Here is a 13,595-nt window from a genome sequence, read left to right on the forward strand (position 1 = left end):
GAAATTGGCGATCGGGAGGAAATCCGTATCAGCAGCGAACGTACGGGTGGCGGATACAACCGCTGGACTCCGGTCTGGGTCGTACGAGTCGGCGACGACTTGTATGTCCGATCCGGGTTCGGGAAGAACGGGTTCTGGTACCGCCACGCCACTGGCTCGCAGGCGTACGTCGACGCGGAGGGTGTGCAGTACAAGGTCAGCCTCATCCTGGATAGGGACTCTGTCTCGATCGCTGCTGTCGACGAGGCTTACCGGCAAAAATACTCAGCGGATCCGTCACTGCCCCTATTGCTTTCCGACCGGGCGCGTTCAACGACGTCGCGGTTGATCCCGCAAACGTGACGTCGATCGGGACTAACCCTGCCGCTCAGCAGCTGGCACTAGGACGTAGGCGGAGGCGCTGAAACGCTCTGTCTTGGTCATCGCGACAACCGTCGAAGACCACTCCGATCGTCCACAGATAGGGATCGGACTCGTCTTCGTCTGCACCGTGATTGCAAAACAGGCTCTGCCACTGTGCAATGACGTCAATCGCGTCCATCAAACTCCGGTCGGTTGCCGAAACTCGTTGGCCGCGCAGGTGTCCCGTATTTGGTCAGCGGACGGCTGCGCCAGGGTGGCTGCCATGCTGGCGGCACGGTCGGCTCGGGGGCGGCGGTGACGGTGATGGGAATCGATGCCGACTCGTCGCCGTGGCGCAGAGTCAGGGTGTGGCGGCCGACGCCCGGCCGTGCGTGCCCGACCCAGGCCCCGCGTCCGATCGGGGTGCCGTCCAGCAGCCATTGCAAGGCTGCGGGGTCGCCGTCGCCGTCCAATCGTCCCCGCAGACTCAGCCACCCGTGTTCGGACATGCTGTGCCCGGATGCGGGGGCTTCGATAACGGGCGTGGCCGGTCGGGCGGGCACCGCCAGAGGTCTGCTGGCGACCTCGGTGGTGCGCACCCCGTCGTTGTAAACCACCCGCAGCCGACAGGCGTCACCGCCGGGAAGTGTGCTGAGGTCGACGGTGACGACGGCAGGCGCTCCAGAGCCGAGGTCGGTGAGGCCCAGCGGCAGCGGCCGTTGAAACGGCGATTCCCACAGCGCGATGAGATGTGAGCCGGGCCCGATGGGTCCGCTGATCCTTACCGGCACGTGCAGCGGTTCACCCGATGACAGCGCACCCTCGGCTTCGTCGAACTCAAGGTGCACTCCGGCCGGGGGAGGCACCGGGCGCCGATAGGTCTCCGCGCCAGCGTGTGTCACCACGACGAAGGCCGCGGCAGCCGGAACGGGGAGAGCCGCCCGGAATCTTGCGGCCGGGCCCGCGGGGGAGCAGGGCAGCTCGGTGATCACCGCCGGGGCCGCGGCGAGCACCCGTTCGTCTTCATCGAGCGCGGCGACCGACCAGTCCGCGCTGACATTCGCGGTCGGCGGCGAATCAGGCGCAACGCTCCACCAGCCCGGGCGGAAGGTGCCGTCCTGAGCGATCGTGCCCGTCACCGCCACGCTGGTCATGCGGGTGGTCCTGCTTGCAGGAAGATGCGCCGCCAGCGCTCGGGGTGGATCCATCCCGGGCCGGCGCAGTAGCGGTAGGCCATCACTTCGAGTCGCCCGGGTGCCACATCGGCGTTGTCCCACTCGTCCCAGCCCTCGATCGGCACGTATCCGTTGTCGGGCCAGGTGGACATCGGATCGCTTTGTGGCACGTTGCCGCAAACGTTGAGGTGGTTCTGGTGGTACTCGTGCCCGATCTCGTGGACGCAGACGAGTGAATCAGTACTGGCCGCTATCACGTATTCGCCCATGCTCACCCCCCCTTCGTCCGGTGTTCCCATAACTATCCATATCTCGTCACGCCAGGAATCCGATTGCGCACCCTGCAGCGCAGTCCGTTGAGCCACCAAGTCCTCGATCAAATGACCGTCGTCAACCAAGAACGGGCCAGGCAACCTAACGACGTCTGGGTCCGGCACCGGCAAAAGCGCTCCCGCAGTCTGCAGCGCCGCGGCGCACTGCCCGTCGTCAGGTGGAAGGACCGAGGCGGACAACGCGAACGGCACGTAGCGCAGCGTCAGCGCGCGACGCGGATGGAAGGTGACTTCGATGCCGGCATTCAGCGTCCAACTCTCCGTGCCACCGTTAACCGTGACGGTGATGGTCGCATCGATGACGGTCAACGCTTGTCTCGGGGTGCCCAAGATGGTGCCACCAAGGCAGAGGTCGGGCGGTAGTACCACATAAAACGGGTTGGTGCGCCCGCCACCGGCAACCCATTGCTGATACTGCGCTAGCGACGTGAAGCCTGGCCCGCTGGCCTGAACGATGGGGTCGGCGGGCGGCGCGGAATCGGCGGTGGACAAGAACGGCTGTAGGGTGACTCCTCCGTGCGGCAGCATGTCTCCGCTGACCGTCACGGATGCCTGCGCCAAGAGCAGATCTGTGGAGGGCGGTTGCTCGGTCCCCAGCCACCAGTCGATTCGCACAACGGTGCGCTTACCGGCGACCAGCGGAATAGTGTTGCCAGTAGCAGGATTGAGAACTTCTCCGCCCGTGCCCGGAGTGACGGTGACGTCGGCGTCCACGGCCAGGGCCTGGAACACAGTCACCGTGGCCGGTGCCAGTGGGGGGATGGTCACAACGATCGCCATCTCAACCCACGCGGTGCCGCAGCCGTTGTCGGCGGCGAGCACGAACGATGCCCGGACCGGGGTCGCAGGCGCAGTGAACGTCAAATAGCCGTCCTGCGGCGTCAGCACCGCCCCCGATGCCGGATAGCCTGCCGCGGTGAGGATCTCAGCGGCACCGCCGCTCACGTCATCCGCGGGTCGAAGGGCGAATGTGTCGGCGCCGTAGACCCGCCACGCAATCCGGAAAGTGTCGCCAGCATGCAGATGCACTGTGTCGGCGTCCCACATCTGGGCTGAGCCGATTGTGGGGGACAACTGCCCGATCAACACGGGGGCACCGGCGTGGTAGGCGGCCGCTGGGTTGGGATCGGGGCTAAGCGCCAGATGTACCTCGACGGTCCAGCGCCCGGGGCAGCCGTTCGCATGCATCTTGTTGGTGAGCCGAGTATTTCGGGCGTCCGCCCAGTCGTTGTATTCCTTGACGAAATTTAGCTCGGCGAACGCGGCGTATCCCGGTACGACGGTTGAGGTGAGTTGGGCGACGATGGTGTCATCGGCCCAACTCACGTTCTGGGCGATCTGGTAGACCAGCTGCGAAGCGTGCGTATCCCACGTGGCGACGATGACGTTGATGTTGGAAGGCCGCTGGGCACCGAACCCCTGACCGTGGATGGTCATCAGCGGAGCCGGGCCGCAGGGGTCGGGGACGTCGACGCGTCCTATCCCGGTGGTGTTGGTGGCCGTGCCCGTCGGCGGCGGGTATTCGTCCAAGTCGTCGAGACTCAATCTGTCCAGCGTGGCTTGACACGGGGAGACCGTCGTTAGTGACACGGTGCGAACAAGATTGGTCCAGAAGGCGCCGTTGAGGGTGTGCGCCTCGGCCAACGTGGGGCCCGAGCGGGTCTCGTGGGGATGTACTGGGGCTCCCGCGAGCAGCGCCAAATCGGCCGAGGAGTCGGCCTGCGCGCCGGGAAAAAGATTGGGAATGCGCCCCTCGGCGGCTCGCGCGGCCGCTGCCAGGCGGCGGATGGCGGTGGCGGCGTCGCTGCCGACCAGCGCTCGGGCCAAGGCGGTCAGACCGCTGACACCGTCATCGTTGATCAGCGTCCCCGGCGCCGTGTAGGAGTGAGCAGCGGCAGAGGCGAGAGACTCGGATCCGCAAGGGGCGCAATTGTTCTCAGTCGAGTGAGCGGGGTGTTCCCGGGTCGGTGTCAACCATGGCAGGGCAGTTAGGGTTTCGATGAGCAAGGCACGCATGGCCTGCCGCGCGCCGAGCGCCTCGTCGTGCACTTCGGCCGCCGCAGCGGCCATCCTGTCCAGGACGCGGTGAGCGGCCAGTCGGTGATCGCGCAACAGCGCGTCGGGGTGCTCGCCGCGGCTGCGTGCCAACGCTACCGCCGGTTCCCACGAAACCGGCCATGGTCCATCGCCCATCGACAAATCCATGGTTATCCCTCCGCGCCGCAGCGAGTGGCTGAAAGCATACGGCTGAAGTCGAGGTCCGGCATGCTATTCCACTCAATCGCATGCCAAGCCAGCGAGCAGGCATAGCGAATTCACCGAATGTGCATTCAGGTTGAGTTGAACGTCGGTTTTCGGCTTGGGTTGTGCCGCAATCCTCTCGGCGGTCGTAAATGCCCGGTGTGCACTTGTTGTCGTCGTTACGATAGACCACATGGGGTCACATCAGATCACCGAAATCACCGTCGGGGCCGAGTCCGAAAATCTCGTGACGTACGGCAACCATGTATTTGTCGCCGTCGAGAGCGGCAGCCAAGTCGTCGTGATCGACACCGATACCAATACCGTCACCGGTCGCATCGACGTGGGAGACGGGCCGTGGTGGTTGGCCGTCGTCGATGCGGCGAGTGCCGCGTCCGACCCGAATCTCTACGTGCTCAAGGGCTCCGACATGTCGATGACCGTGGTAAGCCTGACGTCGCAGACTGCGACGGCGAGCTTTCCGTGCGGTACCTTCAACGGTAACCAGATATCTCCGTCCGGACTGGCCGACACCCGCCGCGGCGGGCTCTACCTGTGTGATCAGGAAGGCTTTCGCGTCCTCGAGATCAGCGCCACCACCAATACGGTGGTCGACGAGATCGACCTCGGCCTCATCCCCATCGGGATGGTCGTCTCGGCCGACGGCTCACGGGTATACGTGGCGCATCCCAACGACAAGCTGATCTCGGTAATCGACACCACGGTCACGCCCCCCGCGGTGACACGAGTTCCGGTCGCCCAGAACCCATTTTGGGTCTTCCTGCCACCACGCGGCGACCGGCTGTACATGGTGCACTGGATCAGTGAAGTCGCGGGCTTGTTTCGCGTCATCGATCTCACAACGATGCTGGCGAGTTCGATCAATGTTCATTTGGACCCACTGGGCCTCATCGGCGACGACACCCGCGCCTACGTCAGCTCAGGCGCAGGTAAATGCGTCGACGTGCTCGACACCACAACAGTCCCACCGCAGATCGTCGAGACCATACCCGTCGACGGTTCTCCGGGCTATCTGGCCTTCAGTGCCGACCGTAAAACGCTGTATGCCAACGACATGAGTAGCGACAAGGTCATCGCGGTGTCGTTGGCCCCCTGACAACTCGGCGTGCGTTCGTCGTAGTCCGGCTCCGAGTTCTCGGCCTCAGGGCCTTAAGACGCGACGGGCATTGCCGCTGCATTGATCATGTCGAACCCGGCGCCTGCCGACTTCAACGTGGACCCACAAAGCTGGGGGCGCCGTTGGGCCCGAACCAGTCATGCGACTCGAATGGTCAGATCTCCGGACTGCCGGGCTGATGAGCAAAGCTAGGTCATCTTTCCGTGGTGCCGCGGCACGCTTTTCGCTGAGGCGTGGACTCGGCCGACGGCTCTTGACGCCGTCAAGACTCTTAACGAAACCGCAGGTAATAAGCGGGACTAAATCGGAACGAGATGGAGCGAAACCGCAGCTGAGACGGCGTTTCCCTGGTCAAGAGAGGGGTTCGAGTCCCCTTAGCTCCACCATCGTGATGAGTCGAGTCATGTGTCACATACGAGTCGCATCATCGGTTACAGATTCTCCGGCCGGAGCGGTGAACCGATCACGGCGTCATCAACGAGATCGCCGACCCGCTGATCGACAAGCTCGTAGTCATTCCGAGCAACCCGCTCGCCACGGACGCACAAGGCAACGTCGTTCGTCTCCTCCGTCAGGGCGGGAAAGCGCAACGCGAGCACGACGGCATCAGCGCCCCGCAACGCGTCGCGGTTGTCGACGCCGACGACGGCAGCTCGACCGATCTCGGCAGCCAGCGTTCGTGCCGACTGATTGGCGCTCGAAAGCCGCAGGGTCTCGCCGCCGGAGGCGAGCTGGCGGGCGATGACCGATCCGAGCCCGCCAGTGCCGATGATCGCGGTGGTCATGGCCGAATACTCCTCAGCGTTCTAGTACTAACAACCGCGGCCCGCGGCATCGCTGGCGATCTCGGCATTCACTCATACTCCTCAACGGGCGCTCTCGATGGCCATTGAGCGGGCGCCCAGTCGCCCTCTGGGTCCGTCGTTTGTCCCACTTCGATCAAATGGCCATCAGGATCGCGTATGTAGCAACGGATCTCGTACTGGTGCTGTTTCGGCGGCGTCAGGAATTGAGCACCCCGGGCGCTCCATTCGGCGTACACAGCCGCAATGTCTTTGACCCGGATATTGAGGAAGCTGCTGACCCGGTCCGGATCACGTGGCGCCTCCAGGGTGACCGTCGGCTTGTCGTCGCTGATCGCCCGGACGGCGCCGAGATCGCGCTCGGCGCCGGGCATCGTCACCCTCGCAGCCGGTCCTCCCACAGTGGTCGCTCTCCGGTTGTATTCAGCTCGGCCAGGATGACGTCCGACGCGCGGCCCAGTTGGCGCAGCTGCTGCGGCGTGAGCGGATCGATCACCAAGCGGCGGACGGTTTCCACGTGACCGGGTGAACTCTCTGTCACTTTCTGGTGGCCGGCATCGGTGAGTGTCACCAAGGTGATGCGGCCGTCCTCGGGATCGGGCCGCCGGGTGACCCAACCCCGGTTCTCCAGCGCCGAGACCGCATGCGAGACCCGTGACAAGGATCCGCTTGCCAGCAGCGCGACATGGGTCATCGTCATCGTCCGGTCGGGTGCCTCGCTCAGCCCCGCGAGTACGAAGTAGCCGAACAGTGACAGCTTCGCGTCGCGCCGCAGTTGGGTTTCAAGAGCGCTTGTCAGGGCCATCATCGTCGCACTAAATGGGAGCCACGCCCTTAGCTCAGTCTCGCTGAGCCAGCGAGCATTTGCTGCGTTAGGACCGTCACTCATAGGGTCAAGCGTAAACCCCTAACTTGATGTTTCCATCATAGAGTCAACGGCATACCCGCTTAGTACTTGAAATTTCATCTAAGTCTATTACTGTGGTGCTCATGTCTAAAGCAGTGCAGTTCGATTCGTACGGCGACGTCGATGTCCTCGATGTGCGCGAGGTACCCCGCCCAGTCCCGGGCGCCGGTGAGATTCTGGTTGAGGTCAGAGCAGCCGGCATCAACATCAGCGAGGCGGTGATTCGCAGCGGCGTCCTGGACGACCAGTTCCCAGCCACCTTTCCCTCCGGCCAAGGCAGCGATTTGGCGGGGGTAGTGGTCGAAACGGGGACCGGGGTAGCCGATTTCGCGGTGGGCGATGAGGTGATCGGATTTTCGATGCGCCGGTCCAGCCACGCCGAATACGTGACAGTGCCGGAAACCCAGGTGACCGCCAAGCCGCCGGAGGTGTCATGGGAGGTGGCCGGGTCGCTGTTTGTCGCGGGCGCCACCGCCTATGCCGCGGTCCGGGCGGTGCGCCTCGAACAGGGACAGACAGTCGCGATCGCGGGCGCGGCCGGCGGTGTCGGTTCGATCGCGGTGCAACTCGCCCGACGCGCCGGGGCCACCGTCCTGGGCATCGCCGGCCCCTCCAACGATGACTGGCTCGCCGACCACGGCGCGGTCCCAGTCAACTATGGTGACGACCTTTCGGCCCGGCTGCGTGCCGCCGCACCGTCCGGGCGCATCGACGCCCTGCTGGATTTCTTTGGTGGTGGATATGTCGCCATGGCGGTCGACGATCTCCATGTCCCGCGCGAGAAGGTCGACACCATAGCCGATTTCGCGGCCGTGAAGCAGTACGGCGTGTTGTCAGCGGGCGGCGCTGATGCTGCGACCGCGGCGGTGGTCGCCGAGCTGGCCGACCTTGTGACACGCGGCGAGCTGGACGTACCGATCGCCGGAGTGTTCGCCCTCGGCGATGTGCGGGACGCATTTCGGGAGCTGGAACGGCGGCACACCCGCGGAAAGCTTGTGCTGCAGCCATGAACAGCCAAGGCAGCAAACGGGTTATCGGATCGGTACGAGTAATCACTCAAAGTAAGGAGACACGATGAGCGACGGCCAGGACTTCAACGCGCACAATATTGCCGAGTTCCGCGCGAACCACGGTCGCGTCGGCGGGCCGTTCGAGGGGGCGCCGCTGGTCGTCCTGCATTCCGTCGGCGCCCGCAGCGGGAAGCTACGGACCAACATCATGATGTACATGGCCGACCGCGACCGGTATCTCGTGTTCCCCTCCAACCGCGGTTCCGACGACAACCCGGACTGGTACTGGAATTTGAAGGCGAATCCTGACGCCCGCATCGAGGTCGGCGACGACATCGTCGACGTGCATGCCACCGAACTGCGGGGCGACGAACGCGACGAGAAGTATGCGCTGCAGTCCGAGCGGCATCCGGGATTCGCTGAGTACCAGCGCATGACGTCACGGATCATCCCGGTTATCGCACTTACGCCCATCGGTGCGGCGAAACCGCGCCAATGACGGTACCGGCGGTCGAGCCGGCCGAAACGTATCGGCTGGCAGCTGCACTGCCGCACCGATATAGAAGGATATGACCACTGGTGATACGCGCCATCACTTACGCCTCTTCAGGCGACCCCGCCGATGTTCTGCAAGCCACCGACATCGCCGATCCGCCGATGCCGGGACCCGGACACGTCCAGGTCGACGTGCGTGCATTCCCGATCCACCCCGGTGACCTCATCGGCGCCAGTTTCGGCCCACCGCAGCCCGGACAGCGCACCGTCGCGGGCCTGGAAGCCACCGGCGTCGTGGTGGCGACCGGACCGGGGGTCGGCACCCCACCGGTCGGCGCCCGCGTCACCGTGTTCCCCAACCCCGGTTCCTGGGCACAGCGCATCAACGTCTCCGCCGAAGTCGCCGTCCCCGTTCCGGACTCGGTCAGCGACGATGTCGCCGCGCAGATGGTGTGCAATCCGCTCACCGCCCTGCTGCTCTACCGTTCTGCCCAGGAACACTTCTCGGTCGGAGTGGATGGCATCATCATCAACAATGCAGCCAACTCCTCGGTCGGCCGGCTATTCACCACCAGCGCGCAGCACCATCACATCGCCACGATTAGCGTCGTCCGCAGTGCCGACCGTGCCCGAGAACTCGGCGCCCGCCACCCGAACGTGCCGGTCGTTTCCACCGACAGCCCCGACTGGGTACAGCAGATTCGTGACATTGCCCACGGCCGCCAAATCCCGGTGGCGTTAGATCCCGTCGGCGGCACGATCGCCGGGCAGCTGATCTCCGTATTGTCTTCCGGGGGAACGCTGATCAGCTACGGAGCGATGGCCGAAGAAAACATCCCTCTAGATGCAGCGAACCTGCTGGGCGGCGAAATCGGTATCCGCGGGCTGTCCATCGGTCGTTGGCTCAGCAGCGTCTCGCCGGAACGGCGCGCCTCCGACATCGCCGGCGTCACCGCCATCGCCAGCACACAAACCGACCAATTCGACGTCGCCGGCACCTACGCCCTCGACCAGATCACCGATGCGGTCCAGCACGTCGGCCGTCCCGGAAAGACCGGCACCGTCATCGTCCGGACCTGACCCAGGCACAGCGCCAGCGGGGTGAGCCTGGGTCATGACGCTGACCGGCGGGTCCGCCGTCGACGGTATGGCGAAGGCATCGGGCGACAGACCGCCGACAGGCCTGCTCGCCCGATGCCTCGAGGGGTTGCCCAAGCGCGATCGGACGGGCGCGGACCGGGTCGCTCAGCGCCGTTGCGCGCGCAGGTACCAGAACGCCATTTCGACAGGTGCGCCGTCCAATTCGCCGCGCAGTGCGGCAGGCTCCAGAGACACGATGTCCCAACCGGCGCCGCCGAGGACCTGGCGCAGCGTTTCTTCGGACACCGCCGGGCGCCATCCTTCGGTGCTGATTGGGTTGGCATCGGAGAAGCAGCTGAGTAACAGGGTGGCGCCGGGCCGGGCGGCTCGGTGCACGGCGGCGGCGTAACTACGTCTGCCGTCGTCGTTGAGGCTGTGGAACAGGCCACTGTCGACCACAGTGTCGAACGCGTCGGTGTAACCGTCGAGCTTGGTGGAGTCGGCCACCGCGAACGTCACCTCGACGCCGGCGTCCCGGGCCCGCTGTTCGGCGGTGGCCAGGGCGGTGGGTGAGATGTCCAACCCGGTCACAGTGTGACCGTTCTCGGCCAGGTAGACGGAGTTGTCGCCGAGCCCGCAGCCGATGTCCAGGACATCACCGTGGACCCAGCCGCCGGTCTGCCATCCGATCACACTTTCGCTGGGCGCGTTGGTATCCCATGGCGGTGTGGTCACCGGCGCGATGCCCTCGCCCGGACTTTCGCCGCGGTAGAGGGCATCGAAATCGACGAGCGATCCGGAGGATTCTTGAGGGGAACTCGAGCCCGATGTAGTCATAGGCTCCACGGTAATAGATCTACATGAAATTTCAAGTAATGAGTTGCTGGACCAATTGGCGGCCCCGCCGTCGAACGCGACGCGCCGCGTTCGGGCCACTAGTCGGACGTCGCCGTCGATGGCCCTGACAAGCAAAACTCCGAGTGCCAACTAGCACCCTGACGAGAACAATCCGCGACACAATTGGGCGCAGTCTGGTGACTAGGGCGCCCGGGGCACGCCAGCCCTTTAGGCGGTGGCGGAGGGTTCGTCGGGGACGCCAAGTCCGAGGTGTTCGACGTGATAGACGGCCTCGTCGAGGAGCATTGCGACGTGGTTGTCGTAAAGCGCGTAGATCACGCTGCGTCCGTTGCGGGCGCCGGTGACCAATCCCATCGCGCGCAGCAGTCGTAACTGGTGGGAGACCGCCGACTGTTCCATCTCCACAGCTGCGGAGAGGTCGTTGACTGAGCACGCGCCGTGCCGCAGGCGGGTCAGGATCCGCAGCCGGCTCGGTGTCGCCAGCGCCTGCAGCGTCGCGGCGACCGATGCCGCCGACTCGGCGTCGAGCTGCGCGGGCGGGGTGGTTTTGCCCTCGATGCCGTGACCCATGGCTGCATCCTACCCGAATGATCTTATGAAGACGTGTTCATATATTCCTGTATCGTGGGCGATGTCCTGCCGTCTTCCCACATGTGGAGTTCCCGATGTCGCCTCCGGTCTTGGACCGCTCCCGCGCGGCCGTTGCCGCCGATCGTCAACCGACGGCCCGGACACGTCCGTTCAGGCTGTCCGAGGTCCGGTGGGCGACGGTGGCCACAGTGCTGTTCGTGCTGGGGTTGGCTGCCCAGTTCGGTGGAGCGCCAGCGTGGACATGGTGGACGCTGTATCTGGCTTGCTATGTCACCGGCGGGTGGGAACCCGCGCTGGCCGGACTGCAGGCGTTGCGGAAAAAGTCGCTCGATGTCGATCTGCTGATGATCGTGGCCGCGATCGGGGCCGCCGCGATCGGCCAAGTCCTCGACGGCGGACTGTTGATCGTCATCTTCGCCACATCCGGTGCGCTGGAAGCGTTTCTGACTCAGCGAACCGCCGATTCGGTGCGCAGCCTGCTTGATCTGGCCCCCGAGAGTGCCACCGTGATCACCGAATCCGGAGACGAGACGGTGGTCGATGCGGCCGCTCTGTCGGTCGGGGACCTGATCGTGGTACGCCCCGGTGAGCGGATCGGCGGCGACGGGCAGGTCATCTCCGGGGCCAGCGACGTGGATCAGGCGTCGATCACCGGTGAACCGCTACCGGTGGCCAAAAACCCCGGCGACGAGGTGTTCGCCGGCACGCTCAATGGCACCGGGGTGCTAAGGATTCGGATCGACCGAGCCGCTGCCGACACCGTCATCGCGCGCATCGTGACCATGGTGCAGGAGGCGTCGGCCACCAAAGCCAAAGCCCAGTTGTTCATCGAGAAGGTCGAGCAGTACTACTCGATCGGCGTCGTGGCCGCCACCTTGGCAGTGTTCTTCATCCCGCTCGCCCTGGGCGCCGCGCTGCAGCCCGCGCTGCTGCGAGCAATGACCTTCATGATCGTCGCGTCCCCGTGCGCGGTGGTGCTGGCGACCATGCCGCCGCTGCTGGCCGCGATGGCCACCGCCGGACGCAACGGCGTCCTGGTCAAATCCGCGGTCGTGATGGAACAACTCGGCTCGATCACCGCGGTGGCGTTCGACAAGACCGGCACCCTGACCCAGGGTGCACCCCAACTGACCGACGTCGAAACACTCGACGAGGCGCGCTACGACTCCGACACCATCCTTACCTGGGCCGCGGCAGCCGAACACCCGAGCGAACACCCGCTGGCTCGAGCGATCGTGGCCGCCGCCACCGAATGCGGCCTACGGCTGCCCACGGCCCAAGATTTCGACTCGGCGCCCGGACGCGGGGTCCGTGCCAACATCGACGGTCACAGCGTCGAAGTCGGCAGCCCCCGGCACCTGCTGTCCGACGCCGATACCTCGAGGCCAATAACCGCCGCGGTGGCCGCCTTGGAAGCCGCCGGCAAAACCGTAGTCATCGTCGTCGCCGACGGTGTCCCAGCCGGCATCCTGGCACTGGCCGACCAACTGCGCCCCGGAGCCGTTGACACCGTCGCCGAACTGACCGCACTCACCGGCACCGCACCGGTCCTGCTGACCGGCGACAACGCCCGCGCCGCAACCACACTCGCCGGGCACATCGGAATCACCGACATCCGCGCCGGGCTGCTGCCGCAAGACAAGGTCACCGCTGTCCGCGAGCTTGAGGACGCCGGGCGGCGCGTGCTGCTCGTCGGGGACGGCGTCAACGACGCCCCCGCCTTAGCCGCCGCACACACCGGCGTCGCGATGGGCCGCGCCGGATCCGATCTGGCCCTCGAGACCGCCGACGCCGTCATCGTCCGTGACGACCTGGCCACCCTCCCCGCGGTGATCGCACTATCGCGCCGCGCCCGCCGCATCGTGATCGCCAACCTGGCCATTGCGACCACCTTCATCACCGGACTCGTCCTCTGGGACCTTCTCGGACACCTACCGCTGCCCCTCGGCGTCGCCGGCCACGAAGGATCCACCGTCATCGTCGGACTCAACGGCATGCGCCTCCTCGCCCAACGCGCCTGGACTACCGTCCCCGCACCGACCGCCTAGACCGCAACACACATGCATAAGGACGCGGGTTGAAGCCCGTTGAGCAGCCGCATATTACCGTCATCGGGTTTGCAAGGAAGATGTCGATTGATGGCCGAGCTCGGTGCTGGCAGGACGTAGGGCACGCTCCGTTGGAGCCCAGGTACGGTGGTCGTACGTCTCCGCCATGGGAGGGTGCTTATGCCAGACCCATTGCCCGGTCCTCGTCTACGCCAGGTGGCGCTGGTCGCCCACGACTGCGAGAAGACCGCCACCGCTCTCCAGGAGACGTTTGGCTGGCCGGATCCGTTCCACGATCCGGGGGTCGGAGAGTTCGGGCTGATCAACGCCGTATTTCCCGTTGGGGACACCTTCGTGGAGGTGGTCTCTCCCGTACAACCCGACACCACCGCCGGGCGCTATCTCGCCCGTCGCGGATCCGACAGCGGCTACATGGCCATATTCCAGATGCCTTCGCTCGAAGAGGCCCGCCGGCGGGTGATCGATCTGGGAGTGCGCGTGGTGTGGAAGGTCGACCTCGACGACATCGCCGGCACCCACTTGCACCCCAAGGACATCCCGGGGGCGATCGTGTC

14 protein-coding genes are annotated in these 13,595 nt (G+C 65.3%); 7 read left to right on the top strand and 7 right to left on the bottom strand.

Annotated features, from left to right (window positions below; all coding sequences use genetic code 11):
* Positions 1–342: DUF2255 family protein (locus tag VNW74_RS23240; RefSeq protein ID WP_325681182.1), on the top strand; the 342-nt coding region annotated here is incomplete at its 5' end.
* Positions 343–527: 185 nt separating this feature from the next.
* Here the strand turns inward: VNW74_RS23240 and VNW74_RS23245 are convergent.
* Together VNW74_RS23245 and VNW74_RS23250 are read right to left on the bottom strand one after the other, a co-directional pair.
* On the bottom strand, positions 528–1,496 hold the full coding sequence (locus VNW74_RS23245; RefSeq protein WP_325681184.1) for a hypothetical protein: 969 nt from the start codon (positions 1,494–1,496) through the stop codon (positions 528–530).
* Positions 1,493–4,042, bottom strand: a complete 2,550-nt coding sequence (locus VNW74_RS23250) for a hypothetical protein (RefSeq protein WP_325681186.1) — start codon at positions 4,040–4,042, stop codon at positions 1,493–1,495. The genes VNW74_RS23245 and VNW74_RS23250 overlap by 4 nt, the downstream gene beginning before the upstream one ends.
* A gap of 241 nt (positions 4,043–4,283) precedes the next feature.
* On the opposite strand from VNW74_RS23250, the gene VNW74_RS23255 reads away from it, so the two are divergent.
* Positions 4,284–5,207 carry a hypothetical protein gene (locus VNW74_RS23255; RefSeq protein ID WP_325681188.1) on the top strand — a complete coding sequence of 308 codons (924 nt, stop codon included), beginning with the start codon at positions 4,284–4,286 and terminating at the stop codon, positions 5,205–5,207.
* Positions 5,208–5,659: 452 nt separating this feature from the next.
* Here the strand turns inward: VNW74_RS23255 and VNW74_RS23260 are convergent, their stop codons facing one another.
* The 3 genes from VNW74_RS23260 to VNW74_RS23270 form a co-directional block, all read right to left on the bottom strand.
* Positions 5,660–6,013 carry an NAD(P)-binding domain-containing protein gene (locus VNW74_RS23260; RefSeq protein ID WP_325681190.1) on the bottom strand — a complete coding sequence of 118 codons (354 nt, stop codon included), beginning with the start codon at positions 6,011–6,013 and terminating at the stop codon, positions 5,660–5,662.
* Between the two features lie 68 nt (positions 6,014–6,081).
* Positions 6,082–6,405 (bottom strand): VOC family protein, encoded by a 324-nt coding sequence (locus VNW74_RS23265; protein WP_325681208.1) that lies wholly within the window; start codon positions 6,403–6,405, stop codon positions 6,082–6,084.
* A gap of 2 nt (positions 6,406–6,407) precedes the next feature.
* Positions 6,408–6,839, bottom strand: a complete 432-nt coding sequence (locus VNW74_RS23270; RefSeq protein WP_325681192.1) for a MarR family winged helix-turn-helix transcriptional regulator — start codon at positions 6,837–6,839, stop codon at positions 6,408–6,410.
* A 182-nt stretch (positions 6,840–7,021) separates the two neighbouring features.
* Here VNW74_RS23270 and VNW74_RS23275 point away from each other — a divergent pair, with 182 nt between their 5' ends.
* The 3 genes from VNW74_RS23275 (at position 7,022) to VNW74_RS23285 (ending at position 9,523) form a co-directional block, all read left to right on the top strand.
* Positions 7,022–7,948: an NADP-dependent oxidoreductase gene (locus VNW74_RS23275; protein WP_325681194.1), complete on the top strand. Its 927-nt coding sequence runs from the start codon at positions 7,022–7,024 to the stop codon at positions 7,946–7,948.
* Positions 7,949–8,012: 64 nt separating this feature from the next.
* The gene (locus VNW74_RS23280) at positions 8,013–8,447 is read left to right on the top strand and encodes a nitroreductase family deazaflavin-dependent oxidoreductase (protein WP_325681196.1); all 435 of its coding nucleotides are present in this window, start codon (positions 8,013–8,015) and stop codon (positions 8,445–8,447) included.
* Positions 8,448–8,527: 80 nt separating this feature from the next.
* On the top strand, positions 8,528–9,523 hold the full coding sequence (locus VNW74_RS23285; protein WP_325681198.1) for a zinc-binding dehydrogenase: 996 nt from the start codon (positions 8,528–8,530) through the stop codon (positions 9,521–9,523).
* A 165-nt stretch (positions 9,524–9,688) separates the two neighbouring features.
* On the opposite strand, the gene VNW74_RS23290 is transcribed toward VNW74_RS23285, so the two are convergent.
* Positions 9,689–10,360, bottom strand: a complete 672-nt coding sequence (locus tag VNW74_RS23290) for a class I SAM-dependent methyltransferase (RefSeq protein WP_325681200.1) — start codon at positions 10,358–10,360, stop codon at positions 9,689–9,691.
* A gap of 228 nt (positions 10,361–10,588) precedes the next feature.
* Positions 10,589–10,951 (bottom strand): metalloregulator ArsR/SmtB family transcription factor, encoded by a 363-nt coding sequence (locus tag VNW74_RS23295; protein WP_325681202.1) that lies wholly within the window; start codon positions 10,949–10,951, stop codon positions 10,589–10,591.
* Positions 10,952–11,046: 95 nt separating this feature from the next.
* Between VNW74_RS23295 and VNW74_RS23300 the strand changes: the two genes are divergently transcribed.
* Positions 11,047–13,020, top strand: coding sequence for a heavy metal translocating P-type ATPase (locus VNW74_RS23300; protein ID WP_325681204.1), 1,974 nt, complete (start codon positions 11,047–11,049; stop codon positions 13,018–13,020).
* Positions 13,021–13,200: 180 nt separating this feature from the next.
* Positions 13,201–13,595: hypothetical protein (locus VNW74_RS23305; RefSeq protein WP_325681206.1), on the top strand; the 395-nt coding region annotated here is incomplete at its 3' end.

Origin of the sequence: Mycobacterium sp. (assembly GCF_035570115.1) — a bacterium.
Lineage (GTDB): Bacteria > Actinomycetota > Actinomycetes > Mycobacteriales > Mycobacteriaceae > Mycobacterium.

What these genes read in the sequence shown, in the direction of transcription:
- VNW74_RS23245 (WP_325681184.1), bottom strand. Translation starts at nt 1,496, where the DNA reads ATGACCAGCGTGGCGGTGACGGGCACGATCGCTCAGGACGGCACCTTC.
- VNW74_RS23260 (WP_325681190.1), bottom strand. Translation starts at nt 6,013, where the DNA reads ATGACCACCGCGATCATCGGCACTGGCGGGCTCGGATCGGTCATCGCC.
- VNW74_RS23255 (WP_325681188.1), top strand. Translation starts at nt 4,284, where the DNA reads ATGGGGTCACATCAGATCACCGAAATCACCGTCGGGGCCGAGTCCGAA.
- VNW74_RS23275 (WP_325681194.1), top strand. Translation starts at nt 7,022, where the DNA reads ATGTCTAAAGCAGTGCAGTTCGATTCGTACGGCGACGTCGATGTCCTC.
- VNW74_RS23265 (WP_325681208.1), bottom strand. Translation starts at nt 6,405, where the DNA reads ATGCCCGGCGCCGAGCGCGATCTCGGCGCCGTCCGGGCGATCAGCGAC.
- VNW74_RS23290 (WP_325681200.1), bottom strand. Translation starts at nt 10,360, where the DNA reads ATGACTACATCGGGCTCGAGTTCCCCTCAAGAATCCTCCGGATCGCTC.
- VNW74_RS23300 (WP_325681204.1), top strand. Translation starts at nt 11,047, where the DNA reads ATGTCGCCTCCGGTCTTGGACCGCTCCCGCGCGGCCGTTGCCGCCGAT.
- VNW74_RS23270 (WP_325681192.1), bottom strand. Translation starts at nt 6,839, where the DNA reads ATGATGGCCCTGACAAGCGCTCTTGAAACCCAACTGCGGCGCGACGCG.
- VNW74_RS23295 (WP_325681202.1), bottom strand. Translation starts at nt 10,951, where the DNA reads ATGGGTCACGGCATCGAGGGCAAAACCACCCCGCCCGCGCAGCTCGAC.
- VNW74_RS23250 (WP_325681186.1), bottom strand. Translation starts at nt 4,042, where the DNA reads ATGGGCGATGGACCATGGCCGGTTTCGTGGGAACCGGCGGTAGCGTTG.
- VNW74_RS23280 (WP_325681196.1), top strand. Translation starts at nt 8,013, where the DNA reads ATGAGCGACGGCCAGGACTTCAACGCGCACAATATTGCCGAGTTCCGC.